The sequence below is a fragment of the Streptomyces sp. SA15 genome, assembly GCF_002291145.1.
Taxonomy (GTDB): domain Bacteria; phylum Actinomycetota; class Actinomycetes; order Streptomycetales; family Streptomycetaceae; genus Streptomyces.
In genome coordinates this window covers 22234-44724 of record NZ_NTGE01000192.1, presented here as the reverse complement: position 1 = coordinate 44724, position 22491 = coordinate 22234, and the positions used below count along the sequence as shown (strand labels likewise).

Below are 22491 nucleotides of genomic sequence, written 5' to 3'. Positions count from 1 at the left end.
GGGGAGTGGTCAGTCCCACCGGCCGTCGCGGGCGTGCCAGCGTTGCACCCATTCCAGGAAGCCGACCGCCTCCGGCATCGGGTAGGGGTAAGCGCCGACTTCGGTGACCGCCCAGACCTTGCCTCGCTGGGGACCGGTCACGACCAGGACCCAGTAGGCGGGTCCGTCGTCGGCGCCGAGCACGATGGAGCCGTGGTTGAAGACGTCGGCGACGCGCTTGTAATGGTCGTCGGCGAGGGGTTCACCTTCCCAGGCCCAGGCCTCTCGGAGCGGGAACGGGGCGGCGGGATTGCGGTGCGTGTCGTACGGCCAGTCCGGGGGGAGCCAGCCCAGAGGGAGGAGGCCGCCATCTTCGGGCGGTCCGAGAGGGGACCCGTTCGTGATCTCGGCGATCAGACTCCGGTACGGCTCCGGAAGCACGACGCCGTGCTCGGATTCCCACGCGCAGACGCCATCGTGTCCCAGAGCCGGCTCGCGCCACTCCGTCTCAAATGCGGAGCGCAAGAGCTCCAGGGTGGCCTCGGCAGGGCGCTGATCAGGTGATGTGGTTGTCACGGCAGCATGCTTGCAGAAGGGACTGACACCGCCACTACAGGGCCATCGTCACACAGCGGTGGGAGGCTGGGGCGGTGGTGGCGCCTGCCCGGCGGCATTCGTCGACGACCGGGCTGCTCTGGCGACTTGCTTCATGTCGTCCGGATCGCTGCGCCGCAGCACGAACACCTTGATGAGCGCGAGCAGACTGGGGCCGCACAGGAGAGTGGCCAGCCACGGAGAATCAGGGGCGACGTACACGCCCGCGCCGAGCATGGCCAGGGCCAGCACGGCCCCGACGATTATCTCGGTGATCTGCCGCCGGTGCGCCCGCTGCTCCCGGACTGCATCACGCTGCATCTCCAAGCGCACCATCAGTACACGGTGCTCACGTCGGAGCTCTGGCTCCATCGCCTCCAGCGCAGCTTTCAACTGCTCCGCACCCAGCTCTCGCCACTGCATAGCGATCTGCATACCGGCGGAGAGGATCGGATCCTCGTCCGGTGTCCAGTTGGCGGGCAGTTGGCCACCCCTGTTCACTGCTGCGCTCCTCCGCCCCCGCTGGACACCGGCATGTACTCTCCGTTTGCGCTCTCGGGTGGAGGCCCGAGCCGCAAGAAGAGGCGTGCCAAGGTGTGGTTGATCGTGTTCGCCGCCGCATCCGCGACAAGCTGTGTCTCTTCGACGGGCAGAGTTCCTGAGTCCCCCTCGTCCCCGCCGTCCTCGATGTGGCCCAACCTCCGGGCTCGCCCCCGGATAAGCGTCGCTTCCACCGGAGCGGCATGGTCGTAAGCACGCAAGGCGGCCTGAAGCTCACCCTCGGAGACAAGGTCGCCGGACATGATCCTCGCGATTGCGTCATCCGCGGACCGTAGCGTCGGGCTCTCCTTGGCGAACCACTGCTTGCGTAGGTAGGTGCGACCGTCGACTTGGATGTGCTCGAACGAGTCGCTGACCCTGTATCGCCGGACCTCCACTTCCCTGCCGCGGATTCTTGCCCAGCCGCGCACGAGTAGTTCCCGGCTCTTGTTCCAGAACGGCACCGCGCTCACCCCCGGTCACGGCACAGACGAAGGACACCATATTGGCGTGGCGAGCTAGCGAGCGCCACGTGTTCGAGGCGATTGGAAGGCCGTCTACGGGCCGGGCCGGTTGGAGCGAGTGGCGCAGCACCAGCCGCGACCCGGAGGCGGCAGCTGGCTGATGGGTGCAAGATTGGACCGGCCGTGCGGCGCGGCCGTGGCTACAGGCGCTGGGCGAGGGTCTCGCAGTGGGCCAGGGGAACGGTCGCCTGGTACAGGTCGCCCTCGGCCGCCGTTCCGGGAGGCCATCTCGAGCATCAGCGCGATGCTGTGCAGCGTCTCGTCTCCGCCTTCGGCGGCGTCTTCGCCCAGACGGGCGCTCAGTACGCGGTCGGCCTGGTCCAGGACGTCGGGCCAGTCGCCGGCGTACGTCTTCGGGTCCACCCCGGTCAGGGGCGTCAGCCACAGGTCGGCGTGCGACTGGAGCAGCTGCCGCGCACCGTCGTGGTCGTGGCGTACATCGAGGTCTAGCCGCCGAAGGAGCCCAAGGTGCCGTCCGACATCAAGCAGCTCACCGCCGGCCGACAGCTCACCTCGTTCCGCCAGGTGCTGGACTGCCCCGCCACGGCGAGCGTGCTCCGGCAGGGCCCCGCCGCCGCGCCGGGGGAGCCGCCTGCCTGGCTCGCGCTCCTGTGCCCCGCCCACTCCGAGGCCCTGCCCGGGTGGCCCGGCACCGCTGCCGACAACGACGGGACGCGCAGCGCGGTGACGAAGTACAGGACACGCACCTTCTCGACTTCGTCGGCGTACTGGCGCAGCTGAGGGCCAGCGGTGTCGCCGGGGATCGGCTCGCCGACGTCCGGGTCGACGGAGATGACGACCAGGGCGCGGTCCAGGGCGTGGATCTCCGCCTCGCTGGTGATGTTCTCCAGCTGCTTGGCGGCGGAGTCAGAGAAGGCGATGCGGGCGCGGCGCGGGCCATGCTACGGGGCCATCAGGCGACGGCCGGGCGCTGCGCGGCGAGCCGGGCGAGGTGGGCCTCGCGCAGCTCCTCCCACGGCGTGCAGTCCTCCACCGAGGGCAGCCCGTTCTCCGCGATGTCCTCCAGGACGGCGGCGAACTGATCGGCGCTGGCGCGGGTCTTGGCCGCGTACGCGCGCAACCCGTCGGCGGCCGCGGGCTCCAGCTGCTGCCGGGCGTGGTCGGTGGCCGGCTGTTCACTCATCGAGGGCTCCAGGGGCAAGAACTGGCGTCTGCTCCAACGGTATCGGCCGCCCCGGGCCCTGGGGACCACTCCGGACGAACCGGCTTGTACGAGGGTGCGGGACCCAAAGACCCAGGTGGACCCAGCTCCCGGCGCGTTCCGTGTCGACCTGGGAAAACACCGGTCTCGGGACCCAGGGACCCAGGCTCTGGGGCGGTTGCTGGGTCCGTCCGAGCGATGACACAGATCAGCTGAACAGTGACACAGATAGGCCCGTCCACCTGGGGAAACAGGGGTTGATGACAGATGACACAGATCGGCCGGACTGTTCAGGCGGGGATGCCCGGGGACGACCTGGCCGTTGGTGATCTGGGTGCAGGCGGTCATCGAGTGGCGTGACCGGAAGTGGTCGACCTCCGTTCGCCTTCGCTCGGATTCGGCTCGGAGGCGAAGCAATGCACTCGCCTTCCGGTTGGTTGCGATCGGCGCCGCTCCGGAGCGCACAGGGCGGGGACACTCAGATTGGTCCACGTGTGTCCTGTCCGACGGGAGCGAGCGAGCCGTGAACGTTGTTGACCATCGCCATGAGCGTGATATCGCTGCCGAGCTGGGCGGCCCGGCGCCCTACGACCCGGCCTGGCTGAACGGTCAGGGCCGCGCCCTGGACTTGGACAGCACTGTGGTGGCCCGGTTGTAGGGGCGGCCCGGGACGGCTGCGACGTCTGCCGCGAGGACTCGCTGGAGCAGCTGTGCCGGAACCCTGGCCAGGTGGCCGCGCTGGCCCTGTGGGCCTGCACGCACGTGATGGACATCTTCAACGACCTGCCCATGGAGATGCTCGAGCGCGGCGATCCGGCCTTCCGGCGGCTGGCGCGGGCCTACTCGGACAGCACCTTCCGGCACGGCTTCGAGGCGCGCGAGCTGACTGACCTGAACGAGGTCTGCCTGCGCCTGGACCCGCACGCCCTCCAGCCCGCCGCGGAGCGGGCCCTGCAAGTACTGCTCTCGGACTCGGCCGACCCGGACCTGTTCGGCTCCCTGACCAGCGCCTACACGCCCAGCGACGAGGACGACGCCCAGGACTACACCGTCACAAGGCAGATCGTCGGCTCGGAAGCCGTCATCACCCTCACCCCGCACGCTGACTGAAACCGCCTGCGCCGTGGCGGCCGGGACCCCAGCACGGCCGGCTCCCATGGCACAGGACAGCACGCGTTCTGGGACGAATGCGGACCGTAGCCGGACCCGACCCGTGTCACGCTGATCGGCTCGGGCCCCGGATTCGGCCCTCGGGCCCGTCGTTTCGGGCCTGGCGGGCAGCGTGACAGTACGGCGTGACACCCGATCGGGGGAGCGTGACACCTTGCCGAATGAGACGGTCCCCCGAGCAGCAGATCTGCTTCACATGCCCCGGACCGAGATCATCTGGTCCACGGCTTTCTGAACCTTCGGCAGGAACGCCGCGATGGTCTCGCTATTGGGTTCCTCGCCGAGCAGGTCCAGAGCGGTCGCGTGGGTGAGGACGATGTCGGGCTGGTAGACCAGGCCTGCGGCCCACACGTCCAACTCCGCTTCGGTGCCCCCGTCGCCGGGACCGTAGTTGATGTACAGAACGGGGAACTCAGCGGAAGAGTCCAAAAGGGTACGGATGTCTGTGACGGTAACCTGCGGCGCTGGCCTGTCGACGGTCGGTTCCATGGTGTGACGCTCCTCCGGCTGATAGTTGAGTCAGCCTATGTCTGCTGCGGCGGTCAAATCGATGGGATCGGGGAGGGCCGGGGCATTGCGGAGGGTGAGATCAGCTCTGCCCGGACCGGGCGCGGGCGAGGAACGCAGCGAGCTCGCCGGTGGACTCCGGGTCGGCGACGGCGAGCCGGGCCGCGAACGCCAGCTGGTCGACGCCGGCGCCCGGCGCGAGGTGCGCAAGTTCGGTGAGCAGTGCGGCGTGGGCGAGCAGATGCGTCGGCAGCAGATCGGCGGCGGCCGCGCGGACGGCTGGATCCGCGTAGTGCCCGCGGTGCGCGGCCAGGGCGTGGGCAAGCCAGGTGTCGACGTCCTTCTGCATGTACGAGCCGGCCCGCCGGGTGAGTTCGTCCCGTACGGCTTCGTCGCCCTCGCGGGGCTCGGTCTGCTCCAGCGTGCCGAGCTCGCGCAGCGCCTGGAGCTCATCGGCGCGGGCCACGATCCGGGCGGCTTCACGCAGCTCGGCTTCCCGGGCGGCGGCGGCCGCAGCGTCGGCGGCGAGCTCCGCCTGGACGACGTGGTCGGCGTCCAGGTCGTAGACGGTGCTCGGGGCCGCGTCGGCGAGCAGCTGGTCGATGCGCTCCCATTCCGCGAGCTCCGCCCGGCCGCGTTCGTCGTCGGCCAGGTGCTCGTGGCGGGAGTCCTGGCGCGCGTCGAAGCGGGCGTCCTCGAGGGCCGCCGCGACGGCGGCCGCGTCCATGCCCTTCGCGCGGCGGCGGACCACGCGCCGGCCGATGCGGGCGTGGTCGACCGGCTCGCGGGGCGCGGCCGCGCGGGGAACGGGACGGCGGGCAGTGCGCCGGGGCGGCCAGGGGCTGCTCATCAGAGCCTCGCATTCGGAGTGCGGAATAAGGTGCGGGCCGCCGCCAGAGCGCTGTACGACGGCCCGGGAATAAGCGAGCCGAAGCACGACATCTGTCACCGGCAGAGCCGAATGGGCTGGTAAAAGTGCTAGGCCGAAGCAGCGTGGTTGTCACCCAGGAGGCAGGCTAGTTGTCACAGACGCTCAATCGGCAGCCTTCCTGTCACCAGGTCGAGGCGTGACGCTCATCCAGTCGGTCGGCAGCTGCCTTGCGGAAGAGAGACAGCAGGGTCCGGGCCGGCAGGGCGCCCGGGTCGAAGAACTGCGTGGCCAGAGCGGGCGGCACCGCCGTTCCCTGCATGCGGACCTCGTGGCAGGTGAAGCAGAACGCTGCCTCGAACAGCGCCAGGTCGAGAGAGTCGTCGTATGCCCGGACGCTCCAGCCCGGCGAGAAGCCGCAGCGGTGCTGTTCACTGCCGGGCAGGCTCTCGATCAAGGCCAGGGCGGCGGCGGCCTCGCTCCCGGTCCAGTGGGCAACCGCCGTGCCGGGGTACGGGACGTCCCGCCTGGTGGGAAGGGCGGAGACCCGTACGACCTCGATCAGCACGGTGGCGGTAACGGCTTCGGCGGGGAGCTGCATGAGCGCAGTCTGCCCGTCAGGTTCGCAGGCGGGTAAGGAGCACAGACGCCTTCGGCAGGCGCAGGCCGGTGTCAGTTCGATCGACCCGATGCCATCCACTGCGGAAGTCGCACCGACGCCGAGACCACAGAGGACGCCGTCACTTGCTCCTTGACAGGCGAACGCTGCCTGGGAGGGGGCGTCGGTCGCGGGCCTTTCCACAGGCGGGGAGCGCCCCCCTTGTCACGCTGATCGATGACCGGTACAACAGGGGCGTGACCGACCCTTTCGCGCCATCTCCGGACGGCCAACTCACCCGGCCAGCCACGCCCGCCCCGGCGGGCAGGAGGCAGTGGACCAAGGAGTCGGCCGGAGGCGCGTTCGCGGGCTTTGCGGCCTTCTGGGGCGCCCAAACGCTGGTCTTCGAGCCCGTCAGCCAGATGCTTCCCGAGTACGGGCACACAGTCACCGCCCTGACGGGATTCCTTGCCGCAGCGGCTGCCTATCCGCTCGCTAGGTGGTGGCTCAAACGCCTACCACCGTCGGACTCATCCAAGCGGTAGGCAGTAGCACAACGGCAAGTCGACGGGCCCGGGAACCAATACGGCCACCGCAGCTGTGGACCGGCTGACCCCAGCCGTGGCGACCGCGCCCGCCGCCACATCACAACACCCGCTCACCGCACAGCCATGTCTCGCTCCGGCTGAGCTGTGCAGCAGCTCACTGTCGTCGGCGTTTGCCAGGCTCGATCTTGCTGACAACAATCCTGCTTTGTGTCAAATACCGTGCTTCGGCTCAATAAGGTTTATAGCAGGCCCTTAATTCCGCGTGGTCAGAACTGGAAATCTATCGACCGCACGTGCGTGAAATCCGCTCGGAGCCCGTCGGCACGGGTGCCCCACTCCGTGAAATACGACTCGGTGACGGCCTCCGCGACGACCGGATGCAGATCCTCCTCCGTCGCACCGGCCTCCTGTAGGCGGAGGAGCTCAGCGGCGTAAGTGGGCGAGATCGGCGTGGTGATGGTGCGCTCACGGCCGTCGTCCGAGCTGCCCGTGCGGGTGAATCCGAGGTAGGCCGTCACCTCCACCATCATGCCGCTGGAGGTCGCCGCCCGCTCCCGCGCCTGTGCCCTGACCTGCGGCTGCCACTGAGATTCGGTCTCCTCCACCAGGGCCGACCGCAGCTTCTTCTGAGGCTTCGTCTGCTGCCCGGCGCGGTAGCGCTGCACGGTGCGGGTCGAGACGCCCAGCTGTTCGGCCAGGGCCTTCGTGGACTGCTTCGCGCGCGTGTAGAGGAATTCCATCTGGGCCTTCGCGGATTTCGGCGCGGGCCGGGTGAACACCACCTTGCGCTCCGCCCGCTTGAGGGCGTCCAGGACCCTGTTGCGGCGCAGGGCCGGCGGCTGCGTGCCATCGCTGTCGATCATTCCTCCAGCAGACACCCGTTCCCCTGTGGACAGATTTCGCGGCCGGGCGCCCCACCGTCGCGGGTGGGGTTGACGGCGTAGATCAGCGGGTCTTGGGTGGAGGGCCACGTCCAGAGCAAGGGGCTGGCCATGGCGTTGCTGGAGTTCTCCGACCGGCTGCCGCAGTGTTCACGCTGCCGGGGCGACCTCAATGCCCACCCCGTAGCTGAGCCCTGCCGAATACGTCTTCCGTCGCAGACGTCAGCGCCGCAGGGCGGTGCGGGTAGTCACCCGTGGACGAAGCGCCGGAAACGACGAGGCCGAAGGCCCGGTCGCAGCCGAGGCCGCGTCGCGGCTCAGCTCGAACGCAGTCCTGCGCGCCAGGTTCCCTGAATGTGAAGCTGCTTCCCGGACGTGCCGTCGATCAGGGTGTGGTGGCCCACGGGTTCCGGGATGGTGACCTGGACCGGCACCCACCTGGCGTCCTGGGGGCATGGAGGGGCTGACCGGGTGATCCCCAGCAACTTCAAAGTGACTTCTCCGTCTTTCTCCGCAGCCGACAGGCGCACAGCTCTCTCGCAGCCCCCTGCATACCCTCGCGTATGAAGCACGCGACCGTCCGCGGAATCTGTGATGGGCTGGGTAATCCTCTGTGGTGTGACCACGGTGCCGGTGCCGGTACTTGAGGCCTTGGATGGACCACTCTGTCCGGACTGCCCGTTGGCCGCGCCGCCGCAGCCGGTCAGCGCAAGCAAGCAGGCAGTCACCAGGATTGCGCCGCCCAGTTTCACAGTCGTCATACTCCTTCGATGCGCAGTGGCGCCGTCCGGTTCCCTACGCGGGCCGTTTCCACGGAGGCGGTGTACCGGCTGAACTGCGACGCATTCGGGGAATCTGTCGCACCTGCGGTTTCGACTTCCTACTCGCAGCCGCCGTACGCCACGTCCCTGGGCGTGACTCCTACGCGCCTCGGCTGACCGCAGTGGACCTTCGGAATCCCCAAGAGAGCGCGCCGCGAGGGATTCGAGCTCTGGAGACGGCCGCTGGTGACCCCGCTGCGCCGGAGGGATAAGGCAGCCGAAAAACAATGGGCTGAGGACTGAAAGACGGGCTCGGAGCGGACGGTATTGCCTCATTCTTACCCCTCCAACTCTGGTCACACTGCGGGCGATTCATGATAATCGGGCATGTACACGACTCAGGCTCCCACACTGCTCACAGTTGTACTCGCCCCGCCTTTTCTTCTATGGCACGCAAAGGTTGGCGAATGCTCAATCAAAGGCAGGTACGTTGAGGGTAAAATTCAGGACTACGACTGTGCGGCTACTCGCCGCCTGCAGCACGACCGTCGCCATATGCGCCGGCTTGGCTGTGCCGAGCGCGCAGGCGGCAGTTGACGACGACAGCACGCACTTGACGCTCGCTCAGATCTCTGCACTGCCGCTGGCAGCCCAGAGCCGCATACTGGATCCGCTGCGCGCGCTGGCTTCTGCGCTGGACACAGCAGGCAAGAAAACCGAGCCCGGCACTTACTCCACGGTGCGCATCGACGCCCCCAACGACACCGTCCACATTGCACTCACCGACCCGGCTCGGGCCCCCGGGCTCATCCAGGCCGCACTGAAGATCAATCCCCGCATTGACACCCATCGCGTGACGGTGGACAAGGCGACCTACACGCTGCGCCAACTCCACGCCACCCGCAAGCATCTGTTCGCGCAGGCCGCATCGCATGAACTTCCTTACCACGTCTACAGCGTCGCGGTAGCGACCGACGGCTCGTCACTCCAAGTCGCAGTGGACCAACCTGCGCTGGCTCAAGCCCGCACACCCATGGCCCAAGCCACCGCAGGGCAGGCGCCGCACAGCCTGCTGGACGGAGTCGCCGTCACATTCCAGCAGGGCCACCAGCCACGCCCCACGGATCAGGCGCAGAACAAGTGGGATGACAGTTCGCCGCAAATCGGCGGTGACGTGATCAGCGACGGACAGGCCGACTGCACCGCGGGGATCCCGGCCGTGAACAGCAGCAACAAACCAGTGATGATCACCGCGAACCACTGCTTCACCAGCAACGACACCGTCTTCACCGAAGGGGGAACCCACCCTGCTTTCGGCGACTACTACACGGCCACGCGCACAGGTGTCGGCAACTACGTCGGTACCGTCACCGGCACGTCCTCGGCCTGGGACGCAGAGGAGCTGACCGGAGGCAACAACAACGCCGACGTCCAACTCAGTGACACGTGGCACCCGGTGACCTCCGACGCCTACAGCTACGCCGGAGACGTGGTATGCCAGTCCGGCGGCGCCTCGTACTTCATGGGCTACGGCAACGTGTGCGGCATCGAGATCACCAACCAGGACATCACCTGGACCGCCACGGACTGGAGCGGCACCCACACCGTCCGCGGCGTTGAGGGAACCCGCCTGGAATCCAACCAGCCATGGTCGGTGGCTGAGGGCGACAGCGGCGGCCTCGTGTACGCGGTCAGCGGGTCCACCTACCAGGCCCGCGGAATCGTTTCCGCAGGTATAGATCCCTGCTGCTACTCGTACAGCGGCAACGACGTGGCGTTCAACTACATCCTTTGGACCGAAGCACCCGACATCCTTGGGCACTACGGGCTCAAGCTCAATCCGAACACCTAGTACTCCAGCAGGAAGTTACTGTCTGACCTGGGACGATGCCAGGCGGCTCGAATAGAGCGGGCTGACGGCTGGTCAGGGGCGGTCTTGTGGAGGCCGCCCCTCGATCGTGTGCCGCCGACGCCGATTCGGAGCAGGAGCAGCAGGAGGTTGCCGCGCTGCGGGAGAAGGAACGCAATCTCACGGGTGTGATCCTCACGCACGCCTTCTGGAGCGAGGTTCCCGGGCCCGAACGGCTCGATGCCCGCTCCCAGCTCAAGCACGCCCTCGCACGCGAGGACGGCGAGGGCCAGGAGGCGGCGTAGTCGGGTTGGCCGCGCCGCCCAGAGGTTAACGGGTGTGCCCGCGGTAGAAGAACGTCTCGCCGGGGCCGGCCCCCAGGTGGATCGGTACGCCGGTCAGCAGGGTGCCGACATCGATGGTGTCGCCGGGCTGAAGCACGGTGAAGCCTTGGCGCGTGTAGTACGACCCGAGTTCGCGCCCGGTCTCGAACTCGCCGAACAGCATCTGGAAATCCAGCTGCCAGTACATCTCGACGCAGCGCTGCAGGAGTGCGGCACCAATGCCGCGGCCACGGGCGTCCTCGCGGACCGCGACGGCTTTGATCTTCGCGTACTGGAGCGTCGACAGCAGGGCGTGCTGCTGGTAGCCGGGCAGCCGGCTGACCGTGGACAGGACGGTGCCGGACGGGACCGTCAGCAGCGCGCCGACTAGGGCGCCGTCTTGGTCTTGAGCCACCAGCGGCAGGGTCAGAGCCGCGGCGGCCTGTCCGAGACGGCCGGCTGCGGCGGCTCGTACGAGCGGCTCCAGCAGGTCGGCGCCCGTCAGCCCGTCCAGCAGCCACGTCCCGCACTGCCCCTGTGCGATCGCTGGGGCGTAGCCGGGCTCCAGGTCGTCGGTCGCGGCCTTCAGCAGTCCGACGGCCTCCTGTGCCTCACCGGGACGCGGGAAGCGGATTCGTACCCCGCCCGGTCCGGGTAAGCCGTCGATCACCTGCTGCTTCGCCAGCCGCATCGGCCGTTGCGTGGAACGTCGCTTCTTCGCCATCCCCGAGAACTACCCGCAACGGCACCACCCGGCACTCGGGCCTGCAGCCGGGTTCTGTCAGTGGCGGCTTTTACCGTCAGGCCATGACCACCTCACCGAACTCCCCCACCGGCAGCACCCACTGGGTCCTGCAAGCCACCATCACGACGGCACACGCCGACGGTTCCCGCTGGCACGAACAGCTGGACACACTGCGCCCCATCGCCACCTACGACCCCGACGCTCAGGTGTGGCGTGCGCTCATAGGCGCTCTCAACCGGGACGGCCTGGACGTATTGCAGACCCTCTTCGACGTCGCCCATACGCACGGAACCGAGGTCCGCCTTGCACCCGTGGCGGTCCCCGACTTCTGGCGCGGCCCGGTCTTCACCAGCGATCCCGACCTCGCCCGCTACCTCAAGGCGCAGGTGGGCGCGACCGATGCCGCACGCCCGCTTGGCCAGTTACCCCTCACGTGACGTCTGAGACGGCCGCGTCCCCATCGGGGCGGTCCACGGTCGGAGTAGGGGGCGTAGAAAGGGGTTCCTCGCCGTGCTCCTTCGTCCAGGTCCGGATCGGATGCACGCGGCCGTCATCGATCTGCTCTAAGCTGCCGTGGCTGCCCACCCACTCCCGGTACCGGTCAAGGGCCGTCTCGCCCTTGGCCCACGTCCCTTCGACGGCCGGACCACCCGGTGTGAACTGCATCCTGACGTGAAAGGTCATCGGTTCCCTCCTGACCGACGCCGGCCGTTGGCGCCGGCGGCCTGGGCTCCGGCAGACGACGTTCGTGGTGAGATCGCGAGGGACGGCGCTCGACGATGATTCTGCGGCGGATGTTCTGCGCCGCCTGGCGCCCCAGGTGGATGATCCCACCGGTAGGGAGGCCACGGCTCTGGCCAAGCGGCTCGGGGCGCTTCCGCTCGCGTTGCACTTGGCCGGGACCTATCTGGCCTCTCCCTTCGCACGATGGCGCAGCTTCGGTGACTATAAACAGGCACTGGATGGCACCGCGGCGTCGGAGGTGATCGCTGACCTCGACACCATCCGTGCGAGCTCGCGGGCAGCCGTGTCCCAGACGTGGGAGCTCTCGCTCGACGCGCTCGCGGCTCAGGGGTTAGGCCGGGCTCGGCGTCTGTTGTACCTGCTGTCCTGTCTTGCTCCCGCCACACCGATTCCCGGGGGCCTCCTGCAGCCGGAAGTCGATACCGACGCGCGCGAGTTCTCCTCAACCCTTCGCGGCCTGGCCGAGGTTGGACTGATCGATGTCGCAGACACCCCGGCGGTGAGACCTGGCGATGTCGTCGTACACCCCGTCGTGGCCGACATCTGCCGAGCCCGAATTCTCACCGGCCAGACAGCGGGTGGAGATACGGTCATGGCGGACGCCGTCCGGCTTCTTGCCGCAGCCGGCGGGGAACTCGACAGCGAGCGCCCAGGCGACTGGGCTGCCTGGGAGCGGTTGCTCCCGCACGTGTCCGCCGGTGTGTCATGGATGGCCCCGCACCTGGACAACGAAAGCCTGGTCATGCTGCTAACGGTCAGCCGGGCGGGATTCAGCGCTCTGTGGGGTATCGGAAGACAAGGCTCCCGCGACGGCGAGGTCCTGGCCCGAGCCAACCTGGCGGCGGCCGAGCGGCTCGGCGACGAACACCCCGACAACCTCGCGGCCCGCAATGACCTGGGGATCTACCTCTGCGCCACAGGCGCACCCCACGAAGCAGAGGAGATGCTCCGAACCGTTCTGGCCGGTCGGCGCAGGGTACTGGGTGAGGACCACGTCGATACCCTGCGCACGCGAGACGCACTGATCGGCGCAATCATGGAGCAGGGTCGCTTCGATGAAGCCGAGCCGATGTACCGTGAGCTGATTGCCGACATGACCCGTGTCCTGGGCGCTGACCACAGGGAAACACTTACGACCAGCGTGGACCTCGCGTGGTCCATCGGCATGCAGGGGCGTCCAGCGGAGGCCGCGGAGATATGCCGACGGACCCTCGACCTCGACCGCCAAATAATGGGTGACGAGAACGCAAGAACCCTGGACGCCTGGGACGATCTGAGTCGATGGACCAATGAGCGGGGTGATCACGCCACCGCAGAGCAGATGTCCCGCGAACTCCTGGACATCGTGCTACGGGTGATGGGACCCGAGCACCAACTGACGCTGACCACCCGGGCGAACCTGGCCCGGGCCATCGCCAACCAGGGGCGGCTCGACGAAGCCGAACACCTGCTGCGCGAAGGGCTGGCAGACATGGAATGCGCGCTCGGCGAAGATCACTATCGATCGATCACGGCTCGTCGCTATCTCGCCGATACAGTGGCCGCCCAGGGACATGTAGCGGAGGCTACGCAGCTCTATGTGCAGGTGCTCCAGCTCCAACAGCGTCGGCTAGGTCATGAGCATCCGGAGACGCTCGTTACTCGCCGACTCGTGGCAGAGACGACGGACACCTGAGGATCATGACGACGCTGAAGCAGAATGGCCAACCGTCCTTGAGCACCAGCCGCTCGCCAGCGGACTCCCGGTCTCCCCTGGCCACCTACCGCTGCGCGTCACAGCGGCGACGAAACTGGGACGAGCCGTGTTCGATGATCTGCCGCCTGACCTGGAGCGACTGCGGACTCTAGAAGTTACGTGGAATCAGCCTGGGTGATCCTGTAGCCCGGCTTCGTCCGCGATCCTGGGGGAACGGCTTGAGCGATGCATGACACCGGTGGTGTCCCAGCGCACCACGGTGGGCCGTGCTCCCCGTGCCGCGCTGTTCCGGCTCGCCAAGGACCGGCAGCACGAGGACGTCTGCCCCCTCAAACCCACCGAAGTCCTGCAGAAGATCGCGCACGGCTCTCAGGGCGTGGCCGTCATCGAAGGCGACGAACTGCACCTGGTCCTGCCCGACGACCTGGGCCAGATCGGCTCCACCACCCCCGTCATCGACACCGGCCCCGGCGCCCCCGGCGACCAGTTCGGCGTGAGCATCTCCACGGTGCGGCCGCTGCTGCCCCCTCTGATCAACAGTGCGGTCGTCATCGCCCGGCTCCTGCAGAAACACGACTACGACGCTGACGTGGTCGCCCAGTTCAAGGTGCGCCGCCCCGGTGAGACCAAGGCGGTGGGCTGGGGCGAGTTCTGCCACGGCCCCACATCCGGCGACCATGCCCGGCTGTACGCGCGTCTGACCGGCGGGCGGAAGCCCGAGCACCCGGTAGCCGTCTACGGACGTGTCACCGCTGTTGAGCACGACAGCCACGACCGGCCGGTCCTCCGGCTCGCCGACGGGCGCGGCTTCACCTTACGCATCCGATCCGAACACGTCAGCTTCCTCGACCCGCTCGCGGCCGGCTCCTTCGTCCTGGCCGTCGGCACCTGGAAGGTCTGGACACCCCGCAGGGGCAGGCCCGAGCTGCAGATGTTCGCCGAAGAACACTGGCAGCTCGCCCACTGGACCTACGACGCCGCCACCGGCCGAAGCAGCCCGCCAGCCTGCCCGCCGCCGCTCTCCCTCGCCCAGAGCACCCTCCGCCAGGCGCGCGCGGCAGCAGCGGCACGCAAGCTCGCACCCGGACGTCCTGCCAGCCCCTCCCCCAGGCCGCGTCCCAGCGGATCGCCCGCATCCGCCGAGCCGCCACCGCCTGCTGCACCACCGCCACCGCCGACGACCGCGGCCTCCCCCGCCCCGCCAGCGCCGACCCAGCCCGGTCCAGTCGTACCGGATGCGGTCCCCGCTGAACCCGCGCCCCCAGCACCCCCGCCTGCGCCGCCGCGACCCTCAGCACCGCCACGTCCGGCTGCCCCGCCTCGCCGCCGCACGCGTCGGGGCTGGTGGCCGTTCGGCCGTGGGCGCTGAACCGTGCGCAGCCGATGGACGGTTGCGTGAACCCGCGGCATCTGGGCGCCGGCAGTCCGACCACGTGCTGTGTCAGGTGCGGATCTGGTCGGGCAGCGCGCCCGCCCGGGACTGCTTCAGGTACCAGCTGATCTCGTTGGGGAACTGGTCCGAGTAGCGCAGGAGCCGTTCCAGGACGCCTTCGTACAGCGGGTCCGTGCCCAGGCGGTCGAACTCGGTGAGCCGCCCCGCCCCCAGGGCAGCCGCCTCCGTGGGGACTCCGTCGCCGAGCTCGGCAGCACACTCGATGACGCCCTCCAACGCACGGAGCAGTTCACGGCGGTCTTCTTCGTGCCGGTCCCGGAACGCAGGCTCTCGCGCAATCAGCAGGTCGGTGCACGGGATCGACAAGGCATCACGCAGCTGGCCGCGGGCCGGCTCTTCGCACAGCTCCGTCACCGCGGCCGCTGTCAGCGCAGGCCGACCGCCCACGACGCGGTCCAGGATGCTGGTGCCGAGCACCGCGGCCGTGCTCGCGTAACGCCAGCCGAGCCACCCGACGCCACGCTCGTAGCGGTCGGCCAGACGGCCAAGCCGGTGCAAGGCGTCGGGGTGGTGGGTCAGGGCCCGGCCTTGCGTGTACACCGCCGCGTTCTCCTGCAGCCGGTAGGAACGGTTGGTAAGGGCGATCGCGGATTCGTACTCGTGCCGCAGGTCCTGCAGCGTGACCTCCGGTTCGCACCGACGGTCCGCCGACGAATTTCGGCGGAGATTTCGTGAAAAGCCGGGTGCAGACACCGCTGCAAGCAGAGCATTCCGAGTACGACCTGTCATGTACCGGCCTGACGGCATCTCACCACAGGAGTTGCGGATGAAGCGTTTACGGAGAACACAGCTGCTGGGCCTCGGTGTCATGGCGTTGATGCTCGGTCTGGTCGCCGCCCCCACCGCGCAGGCGGCACCGGCCGAAGCTGCCGCTGCCCCCAGTGCCGTCGAGTGCAGCGGCAGCTGGGACGGCAAAACGTACTGGGCCAAGAGCCCTTCGGGGCAGAACGGGGGCGGCTACGCGCGCACCTACTGGAACGCCTCGACCAAGCGCAACTGCGCGAAGTTCTGGTCCAGCCCCTACGACGGCCTGGCGTCGAACATCAAGCTGTACCTCCACGACGAGAGCGGCGACTACGCCGCCGACCCACCGCCGGAGCACCCGGAGAACTACCACTACTACGCCGGGCCGCTCTACACCTGGTTCGACGCGACCGGTCAATGCATCCACTTGAGCGGTTCGCTGGTCCGGGGCGGGGTGACCTACCGCCTCAGCACCGGGGACATCCGGTGCGGCTGATCCGTCGTTGCTGAACCCGGCCGGGCGGGGCATCGGGCCCCGGCGGTCGGACCCCGGATGCTGTTGGTTGATTCCGCCCCGCTGGGTTCATCCCGCGGGGCGGAATGCTGCGAAGGGGGAGACACGGATCTAGGCGAGGAGTCTGCCGGTGAGCCAGGCGTCGAGCCGGGCGAGGTTGATCGCGGCGCAGGTGAAGTGGGCAAGGACAGGGAGGTCTTGGGACCCATCCCGAACTGGCAGCGGTACACCTCAACCACCGCGCAACACCTGAGTGAAAGGGATACCGAGAAGCACTCCGCGGTCCTCGCGCTCCCAGCCACGGTGACGACCACCTGACTCCGCCCTGCTGGATCTCATCCAGCAGGGCGGAGTCAGGTGGTCGAAGAGTAGAACTCGTGCGACGCCGGGCGCTGACGCGATCACCTCCAGGGCAGCAGTTGACGGGGCGGTGCCGGGACGGATCAACTCGGTCAGTTCCGGGGTCATCATCTCCGGGACAGCCCCGCCGTGCAGTGGCGCCGAGGTGAATACGTCGAGCCCGGCCGCGGCAGCGTCGGCCAGTACGCCTACCCCGTCCAAAGCCTGAGCCTGGGCGCAAGATGCACGATCGACAGCGGGAGCTGGATCGCTCGGAGGTGATGTTCGTGGCCGCCGGCCTTGGTGCCCAGGAACGGGCCACCTTCGAAGGTGCCGTAGCCCCTATCCGACCTGGCGTTCACGGAACTGTGCTCCTACGCCGCCAAGGAGTCGCTTGAGGAGGAGGAGGCTGCTGCCGAGAGAGCAGTGTACGTGGAACCTGGCGTGTAGTCCTCGAAGTAGCGGTCCTGGACCGGGGTGTTGAAATCAAGGCCGAGGGCGGAGGTCGGTGGTGTCGTCATCGGCGACACGATAGTGAGCGCGATTCCAGGACCTCGATCCGCCCCGGAACCTGACTCGCGGATGCACCTCGGCTGTGTGAATTGCTCTGCCTGGTCTGCTGGCTCGCCGATCCGCTCGTGAGATACGAACACGACGGTCATGAAGCCGTTCGGGCCTCAGCCGATAGCTACGGATCCCACAGGCCCGGTCTACGTCAACACGCTGAACTTGACAGGGAACAAACCCTGTCGGTGTACAGCTTGGTGGTCAGCCGGTCAGTCGATGCCTTCGATGATGCGGAAGTCGCGCTCGACGCCGTCGGGGAGGGCCACCAGCGCCTTCTGGTATGCCTCGCTCTCGTATGCCGCGACGGCCTGTTCAAAGCTGTCGAACTCGATCAGAACGACGCGTTGCGTGATTCCGGCCTCGTGGGCGACGACTCGACCGCCACGGGACGGGATCCGGGACAGGACGCGCCCGCCCCCAGCCTGGACAGCCGGACCGGCCAGCTTGTCGTAGGCAGTCAGCCTCTCAAGGTCGGAAATGGCGGGGTAGACACTGACCCAGTAGCCCTTAGCCATGGAAACCTCCTGTGTTGGGCCGGACACGTCCGACTTCGAATTGGCACTCAGATCGATCGATCCCGGCGACGGGTACTGCGGTCAGTTGAATCGTCATATGCGCAGGTTAGGGCTTGATGTGCGGTCGAGGGAAAGACCGGTACGGGATAGACTCAGAACGGATCGTTATCAATCGGCAGGGAGGGCACGTGGCGCCGGATACGGTGAGCCTGCGGTACTTCCTGGTGCTGGCGCAGGAGTTGAACTTCACCCGCGCGGCCGCACGGATCGGTATCGCACAGCCCGCACTCAGCGCCCGGATGCGCCGATTGGAGGCGGAACTCGGTACGGCCCTGCTGGTCCGCAACACGCGTAGCGTCGTATTGACCACGGCCGGTGCGGCTTTGGCGGAGTCCGCGCCGCCCGCGCTGGCGGCGCTGGACCGGGCATGGGACACCGCCCGGAGCGCGGCGGCCGGTGAACTGGGCACGCTGCGCATCGGATACAGCCTCAGCGCCGGGGCCGAGACGGCACCGGCCCTGGTGAACAGGCTGATTCGCGGCAACAGCGGACTCGAGGTCGGCGCGGTCCCGATGGCGACACCGGAGATCTCCCCCGCGGTCGCCGACGGCCGCATCGATGCCGGGATCACCCGCGGTGAACAGCCAGGCCGTGGCGTGCGCCGGTTCCTGCTGCGGCGTATGCGCGTCGGGGTCCAGCTGGCGCAGCACCATCCGCTGGCCGAACACCCGGAGATCGAGATCGCCGACGCGGCCGCTTATCCGCTGCGACTCCCGGACCGTGCGGCCAACCCCGTGATCCACGATCAGCTGTCCGCACTGTTCCGAGACACCCGACCACACCCCCGATTCCACACGCCCGCAGTCTCTTTCGACATGTCTCAGCGCGACCTGCGCGACGCGGTCACCCTCGCCCCGGCCGGAGAAGCCGCGGTCACGGCACAACCGGCCGGTCTCACCTGGCGACCGCTGCGGGGCGCGCCCAGCCTGACGATCCACCTGGTCCTCCCACGCGAGCAGTCGCCGCTACACCGCCGCATCCGTGCCGTCGCCAAAACCCTGGCGCACGAGCTGCACTGGCTGCCGGACTGACGCGCAAGAGGTCAAGCGAGACGGACGCCTGCGGTGGCGAGGCCGAAGACCTTGCGCCCGGCGGACTTCGCGGTGATGACGACGGCGGTCTTGCTGAATGTCCGACACGACCTCGCTACGCCGGCGGATCAGCATCCGATGATGGTCCGGGGCCGGTCCGAGTCGCACACCGCGGCGACGTCCTCGCCCACCCCGAGATCTCGGCGGATACCGCGCCTTCGCCGACGCCGAACCGGACAAGCACGGGTAACCGGCGGGAATGCCCGCTGTCAACGGCGTCCATGACGTCGGTCAATGCTTAACGCCAACCACTGTTCCATTGCTCCCCGAGGCCGTGTTCGAGACGGGCGATCCGCGTGCTGAGTTCCGCGACATCGGCGGGTGCGGGTTCAAAGATGGGTTCTCAGCGTGCTCTCGATGAGCAGGCGGGCTCGGTCCATGCCGAGCAGGCTGCCCCGGCGGAACCCACCACTCGCACGCGCATGCGACACCAAGAGACGCTGACATTGATCATGCGCAACTCGCCGAAACGACTCCGGGAGTCACCTTGAAACGGCACCCGAAGACACTGACACAGCCAGCCGGAAGGGACAACGGCGCGTAGAACCGCCAGACCGGCTTGGCCGTCGCCGGAGCGCGCAGGACGGGTATATCGGTGAGCGGCCTGATCTGTTGCGAGGCACGGCCGCCAGCTGGACGAGCGACGGCGCCTGGACGTCGTTGACGGCGCGTGCCATCTTGCTCTCATGACGCCACGGGGAACCGATCATGAGGCCTTGGCCCTAGCTCTTGATCACGCCTGGCGCTGGTTTGAAAACCGCAGAGGACGGGCCTACCAGGTGCTCAATGCGCTGTTGGTATTGATCGCAGTCATGGCTACGGCCTATGCAGCAGCTTTGAACGCAGACATGCACGGCGCAGCGGGAGTGATCAGCCTGCTGGCGGGCGTCACCCTCGTCGGGGCGTACTCAGAGAGCATGAGACTTCAAGCCTCGGCGCGCTTGGCTGAAGACTCGATCAAGAAGATCCAGGAGCACCTGGCGACGACTCTCAACATCGATTCACTTCGCATGATCGAACGCGAACAAGCTCTCCACCAGTCGCCGAGGCTGCCCTGGGTGCACCCAGTATCAAGGGCGCAGCCGCCAGGCGCACGGCCTCGGGGTAGACGACGGCCGGGGCCGCCTGCCGGCGTCGCAGCCGGGGCCCCACTCCCAGCGCTTCCTCGCGCTGGCGCCACAGGTCGCGGGCGAACTGCTTGGACACCCACCACCACAGCGTCACCTGGTGGGCGTCGGCGACCAGGGCGTCGCCGGCCGGGCCCCACCGATGGTCGAAGGCGCGGTGCTGCCGAAGGGCACGGCCGATTTCCGGCAGGGGCGTGGTGTCGATCAGATAGCCGGCGTCGTCCCCGCACTGCCAGCGTCGTCCGCAGGCGCACGGCCGCCACCGGTGGCCGGCCGCGACCAGCCAGGCCCCGTCCTCCAGACACAGCGGGCACGCCTTGAGCGGGCCCTCGCCCGGCCCGTGGGGCCAGGCGGTCAGGCGTACCGCGGCTCCGGAGACGACCAGCAGCTCGCCCGGGCGGAGGCCGGGGAGGGCTCGCAGCTGGTCTTCGTCCCGTTCCACGAGTGCCGCCAGGCGGGTGACGGACTCCGGGCTGAGCCGGATCTCCATAAGGTGCGGACGGAGCGGTGCGAGGGCCCCGCTGGGCAGACGGCCCTGGTGCAGCGCCTTGAGGAGTCGGCCGGCCTCGATGCCGTTGGCGGCCGCGGTCCGGGCGAGGTAGGAGGCGGTCGTCTCCCCGTGGATCAGCGGGACGCGGATCGGCAGGTCCGCCGACTTGAGCGGCTTTCTGGTCGTACGGGCCCTCGCAGAGCCCTTGGTGCCCTGGGGCATGTGCCGACCGTTCCATACCGGTCCTGTGTACGGCGCCGAAAGTCAACCCAGCTCAGCCGAGCGAACCGAAACGGGGAGGCTAGTAGCTGAAGGTGGTCGCGCCCTCGTCGCCGATCCACTGCCACATGGGTACGGTTCCGCCCAGGTCCGCCCCTTCGATCAGGTACTGCTTGTCGAGCTTGCGGGCGTCGAAGCAGATGGGACAGACCAGATAGCGCCCACCTGCCTTGGCGTACCGGGCCACGAGCTCTGCCAGCGCCGGGCAGCCGTCGCAGGCAACGCCGGTCGCCACGCCGTCCAGGGTCAGCCGGGTGGCCTCCTTGGTGAGGAACATGAGCGTGGGACGCCCCAGTTCGGCCGCGCCGACGGCGACCAGAAACGCCACGGTGACCCGCTCGGGGTCCTCGAGGCCGGTGGTCAGGCTGATGACTGCTTTACCAGGCATGTAGCTCCTCCTCGAGGCATGTTCTGTGTCCGTTCCTGAGACTGGGGGACGCGCCACCGGTGGACTAGTACGTTTTTTGTAGCGGCGAGGTCCGAACCGCGCGCAGAGGACGGGGCCCCATGAAGCGCTACGGCCAGTACTGCCCGGTCGCCCGGGCCGCAGAGGTCCTCTCCGAACGGTGGACGCTGCTGATCATCCGTGAACTGCTGTGGGGCGAGGACCGGTTCAACGCCATCCATCGCGGCCTGCCCCGGGTGTCGCCTTCGCTGCTGGCGGCGCGGCTGCGCGAGCTGCAGCGGGCCGGTCTCGTGCAGCGCCACCTCGTCGACGGTGAGCCCCGCTACCGCCTCACCCCGGTCGGGGAAGAGCTGCGGCCGCTACTGGAGCAGATGGGCGCGTGGGGCGCGCGCTGGATGCAGGACCTGCGCCCGGACGAGTTCGACCCTGTACTACTGATGCTCGACATCAGCCGGGACTCCCGATCGGCACGCATGCCCGAGCGCGCGGCCACCGTACAGCTCCATTTCCGGGACGCGCCCACCGGCCAGCAGCTCTGGTGGCTGGTCCTGTCCCGGTCCGCCGGTGCAGACGTGTGCGACACCGACCCGGGATTCCCCATCAGTGTGTGGCTGGAAACCGACGTGCCGACCCTCACCCGCATCTGGATGGGCGACATGAGCTGGTCGGCGGCCCTGCGCGACAAAGCGCTACGCATGACCGGCGACCACACCGCCTGCCGTGCACTGCCGCAGTGGCTCCACGTCAGCCCATTCGCCGCCGTCGAGCGGGCGGCGGTGTCGTTGCCCCGGTGAACGCACTGCCGGAAACGGCTCGACGACTCCAGGACAGGTCACGGTCCATGAACGCGGTGTGGCCGGCCTGCCATTGCTTGGGTCAGCCGGGTAGCCGTGGCCGGGGAGAGCCCGGCCGAGCTTCCCCAGTTTAGGCGGTTTGGGCGCCATGACTCGGACTGGCTGCACGACCGGGAATGGCGTTTGTGCTTCGAGCCGGACGAGACGCCGGAGCTGGCCATCACGCCGCAGCTCGTCGTCGGTGTCGTCGTCGGCACCCAGGGCTGGATGCCGCCGCCCCAGCGTGCGGGGGCGGCTGACGTCGTCTCCGACCTCAAGGCCCAACTGCAGTCTGTGCCGGCCCTGGTGAATTCCTTGAAGGAGCAGCTGCCCGGGGGGTCGATCGAGAGCTTCAGCCTGAGCGTGGGTGCGACGCGGACTAAGTTCGCCGGGGCCGCCGACCGTCTGGCCCGCTGGTACTGGGACGGCGACGACCTGGTCCCGGACTGGGTCTTCGACATCGGCGACCAGCAGATGCGGGATGTCCGGCACGACGGGCAGAACCCGATGCTCGAGGTCGGTTGGAGATTCGATGTCACCGAGTGAGGGCGACGACGCCACCTTCGCCTACTACCTGCACAACG

General features: G+C 68.3%; 28 protein-coding genes and 1 pseudogene. 13 read left to right on the top strand and 16 right to left on the bottom strand.

What is annotated here, in order from left to right; translation table 11 throughout:
- Positions 1 to 9 precede the first annotated feature (9 nt).
- From CLM62_RS40875 to CLM62_RS40865, 3 genes are all read right to left on the bottom strand, one after another.
- Positions 10 to 504: an SMI1/KNR4 family protein gene (locus CLM62_RS40875; protein ID WP_095754939.1), complete on the bottom strand. Its 495-nt coding sequence runs from the start codon at positions 502 to 504 to the stop codon at positions 10 to 12.
- A 99-nt stretch (positions 505 to 603) separates the two neighbouring features.
- Positions 604 to 1074, bottom strand: a complete 471-nt coding sequence (locus CLM62_RS40870) for a hypothetical protein (RefSeq protein ID WP_257004383.1) — start codon at positions 1072 to 1074, stop codon at positions 604 to 606.
- Positions 1071 to 1586: a hypothetical protein gene (locus tag CLM62_RS40865; RefSeq protein ID WP_218835662.1), complete on the bottom strand. Its 516-nt coding sequence runs from the start codon at positions 1584 to 1586 to the stop codon at positions 1071 to 1073. Before CLM62_RS40865 ends, CLM62_RS40870 begins: the two co-directional genes overlap by 4 nt.
- A 300-nt stretch (positions 1587 to 1886) precedes the next feature.
- Here CLM62_RS40865 and CLM62_RS50485 point away from each other — a divergent pair, with 300 nt between their 5' ends.
- Positions 1887 to 2087, top strand: coding sequence for a hypothetical protein (locus tag CLM62_RS50485; RefSeq protein WP_095754937.1), 201 nt, complete (start codon positions 1887 to 1889; stop codon positions 2085 to 2087).
- An 18-nt stretch (positions 2088 to 2105) separates the two neighbouring features.
- A complete protein-coding gene (locus CLM62_RS40855) occupies positions 2106 to 2378 on the top strand; it encodes a hypothetical protein (RefSeq protein WP_179382440.1) in 273 nt (90 codons plus the stop codon).
- Here CLM62_RS40855 and CLM62_RS52390 read toward each other — a convergent pair.
- Together CLM62_RS52390 and CLM62_RS40845 are read right to left on the bottom strand one after the other, a co-directional pair.
- Positions 2312 to 2518: pseudogene (locus CLM62_RS52390) on the bottom strand (hypothetical protein); the annotation flags it as partial. The gene CLM62_RS40855 and the pseudogene CLM62_RS52390 overlap by 67 nt on opposite strands.
- A gap of 32 nt (positions 2519 to 2550) precedes the next feature.
- On the bottom strand, positions 2551 to 2781 hold the full coding sequence (locus CLM62_RS40845) for a hypothetical protein (RefSeq protein ID WP_095754936.1): 231 nt from the start codon (positions 2779 to 2781) through the stop codon (positions 2551 to 2553).
- A 541-nt stretch (positions 2782 to 3322) separates the two neighbouring features.
- Between CLM62_RS40845 and CLM62_RS52385 the strand changes: the two genes are divergently transcribed.
- Together CLM62_RS52385 and CLM62_RS52380 are read left to right on the top strand one after the other, a co-directional pair.
- Entirely contained in the window at positions 3323 to 3457 is a 135-nt protein-coding gene (locus CLM62_RS52385) for a hypothetical protein (RefSeq protein WP_257004382.1), read from the top strand.
- Positions 3458 to 3528: 71 nt separating this feature from the next.
- On the top strand, positions 3529 to 3909 hold the full coding sequence (locus CLM62_RS52380; protein ID WP_257004381.1) for a hypothetical protein: 381 nt from the start codon (positions 3529 to 3531) through the stop codon (positions 3907 to 3909).
- 252 nt (positions 3910 to 4161) lie between these two features.
- Here the strand turns inward: CLM62_RS52380 and CLM62_RS40835 are convergent, their stop codons facing one another.
- The 4 genes from CLM62_RS40835 to CLM62_RS40820 form a co-directional block, all read right to left on the bottom strand.
- The gene (locus tag CLM62_RS40835; protein ID WP_095754935.1) at positions 4162 to 4458 is read right to left on the bottom strand and encodes a hypothetical protein; all 297 of its coding nucleotides are present in this window, start codon (positions 4456 to 4458) and stop codon (positions 4162 to 4164) included.
- 100 nt (positions 4459 to 4558) lie between these two features.
- Complete coding sequence (locus CLM62_RS40830) at positions 4559 to 5326, bottom strand: hypothetical protein (RefSeq protein ID WP_179382439.1); 768 nt, start codon at positions 5324 to 5326, stop codon at positions 4559 to 4561.
- Between the two features lie 202 nt (positions 5327 to 5528).
- On the bottom strand, positions 5529 to 5945 hold the full coding sequence (locus tag CLM62_RS40825; protein WP_095754934.1) for a hypothetical protein: 417 nt from the start codon (positions 5943 to 5945) through the stop codon (positions 5529 to 5531).
- An 811-nt stretch (positions 5946 to 6756) separates the two neighbouring features.
- Positions 6757 to 7353, bottom strand: coding sequence for a terminal protein (locus CLM62_RS40820; RefSeq protein WP_095754933.1), 597 nt, complete (start codon positions 7351 to 7353; stop codon positions 6757 to 6759).
- 1296 nt (positions 7354 to 8649) lie between these two features.
- On the opposite strand from CLM62_RS40820, the gene CLM62_RS40815 reads away from it, so the two are divergent.
- Positions 8650 to 9984 carry a S1 family peptidase gene (locus tag CLM62_RS40815; RefSeq protein WP_257004380.1) on the top strand — a complete coding sequence of 445 codons (1335 nt, stop codon included), beginning with the start codon at positions 8650 to 8652 and terminating at the stop codon, positions 9982 to 9984.
- Positions 9985 to 10070: 86 nt separating this feature from the next.
- Positions 10071 to 10286 carry a hypothetical protein gene (locus CLM62_RS40810; protein WP_257004379.1) on the top strand — a complete coding sequence of 72 codons (216 nt, stop codon included), beginning with the start codon at positions 10071 to 10073 and terminating at the stop codon, positions 10284 to 10286.
- A 25-nt stretch (positions 10287 to 10311) separates the two neighbouring features.
- Here the strand turns inward: CLM62_RS40810 and CLM62_RS40805 are convergent, their stop codons facing one another.
- Positions 10312 to 11028, bottom strand: a complete 717-nt coding sequence (locus tag CLM62_RS40805) for a GNAT family N-acetyltransferase (RefSeq protein WP_095754932.1) — start codon at positions 11026 to 11028, stop codon at positions 10312 to 10314.
- Between the two features lie 83 nt (positions 11029 to 11111).
- On the opposite strand from CLM62_RS40805, the gene CLM62_RS40800 reads away from it, so the two are divergent.
- Complete coding sequence (locus CLM62_RS40800; RefSeq protein ID WP_095754931.1) at positions 11112 to 11486, top strand: hypothetical protein; 375 nt, start codon at positions 11112 to 11114, stop codon at positions 11484 to 11486.
- Here CLM62_RS40800 and CLM62_RS40795 read toward each other — a convergent pair.
- Positions 11479 to 11733: a hypothetical protein gene (locus tag CLM62_RS40795; RefSeq protein ID WP_095754930.1), complete on the bottom strand. Its 255-nt coding sequence runs from the start codon at positions 11731 to 11733 to the stop codon at positions 11479 to 11481. The genes CLM62_RS40800 and CLM62_RS40795 overlap by 8 nt on opposite strands.
- A gap of 136 nt (positions 11734 to 11869) precedes the next feature.
- Here CLM62_RS40795 and CLM62_RS40790 point away from each other — a divergent pair, with 136 nt between their 5' ends.
- Complete coding sequence (locus tag CLM62_RS40790; RefSeq protein ID WP_143659238.1) at positions 11870 to 13468, top strand: tetratricopeptide repeat-containing protein; 1599 nt, start codon at positions 11870 to 11872, stop codon at positions 13466 to 13468.
- A 250-nt stretch (positions 13469 to 13718) separates the two neighbouring features.
- Positions 13719 to 14858, top strand: a complete 1140-nt coding sequence (locus CLM62_RS40785) for a hypothetical protein (RefSeq protein WP_257004378.1) — start codon at positions 13719 to 13721, stop codon at positions 14856 to 14858.
- A 72-nt stretch (positions 14859 to 14930) separates the two neighbouring features.
- On the opposite strand, the gene CLM62_RS40780 is transcribed toward CLM62_RS40785, so the two are convergent.
- Complete coding sequence (locus tag CLM62_RS40780; protein WP_143659237.1) at positions 14931 to 15482, bottom strand: hypothetical protein; 552 nt, start codon at positions 15480 to 15482, stop codon at positions 14931 to 14933.
- Between the two features lie 226 nt (positions 15483 to 15708).
- Here CLM62_RS40780 and CLM62_RS40775 point away from each other — a divergent pair, with 226 nt between their 5' ends.
- The gene (locus CLM62_RS40775) at positions 15709 to 16182 is read left to right on the top strand and encodes a hypothetical protein (protein WP_257004377.1); all 474 of its coding nucleotides are present in this window, start codon (positions 15709 to 15711) and stop codon (positions 16180 to 16182) included.
- Positions 16183 to 16913: 731 nt separating this feature from the next.
- Here CLM62_RS40775 and CLM62_RS40770 read toward each other — a convergent pair.
- Positions 16914 to 17060, bottom strand: a complete 147-nt coding sequence (locus tag CLM62_RS40770) for a hypothetical protein (RefSeq protein WP_179382438.1) — start codon at positions 17058 to 17060, stop codon at positions 16914 to 16916.
- Between the two features lie 255 nt (positions 17061 to 17315).
- The gene (locus tag CLM62_RS40765) at positions 17316 to 17621 is read right to left on the bottom strand and encodes a DUF1330 domain-containing protein (protein WP_095754927.1); all 306 of its coding nucleotides are present in this window, start codon (positions 17619 to 17621) and stop codon (positions 17316 to 17318) included.
- 188 nt (positions 17622 to 17809) lie between these two features.
- Between CLM62_RS40765 and CLM62_RS40760 the strand changes: the two genes are divergently transcribed.
- Positions 17810 to 18712, top strand: a complete 903-nt coding sequence (locus CLM62_RS40760; RefSeq protein ID WP_095754926.1) for a LysR family transcriptional regulator — start codon at positions 17810 to 17812, stop codon at positions 18710 to 18712.
- Positions 18713 to 19762: 1050 nt separating this feature from the next.
- On the opposite strand, the gene CLM62_RS40750 is transcribed toward CLM62_RS40760, so the two are convergent.
- Both CLM62_RS40750 and CLM62_RS40745 read right to left on the bottom strand, forming a co-directional pair.
- Positions 19763 to 20611, bottom strand: coding sequence for a TniQ family protein (locus CLM62_RS40750; protein ID WP_095754925.1), 849 nt, complete (start codon positions 20609 to 20611; stop codon positions 19763 to 19765).
- 79 nt (positions 20612 to 20690) lie between these two features.
- Positions 20691 to 21056, bottom strand: coding sequence for a DsrE family protein (locus tag CLM62_RS40745; RefSeq protein ID WP_095754924.1), 366 nt, complete (start codon positions 21054 to 21056; stop codon positions 20691 to 20693).
- 119 nt (positions 21057 to 21175) lie between these two features.
- Here CLM62_RS40745 and CLM62_RS40740 point away from each other — a divergent pair, with 119 nt between their 5' ends.
- Together CLM62_RS40740 and CLM62_RS40735 are read left to right on the top strand one after the other, a co-directional pair.
- Positions 21176 to 21868: a helix-turn-helix domain-containing protein gene (locus tag CLM62_RS40740; protein ID WP_095754923.1), complete on the top strand. Its 693-nt coding sequence runs from the start codon at positions 21176 to 21178 to the stop codon at positions 21866 to 21868.
- A gap of 183 nt (positions 21869 to 22051) precedes the next feature.
- Positions 22052 to 22453 carry a hypothetical protein gene (locus CLM62_RS40735; protein WP_095754922.1) on the top strand — a complete coding sequence of 134 codons (402 nt, stop codon included), beginning with the start codon at positions 22052 to 22054 and terminating at the stop codon, positions 22451 to 22453.
- Positions 22454 to 22491 lie beyond the last annotated feature (38 nt).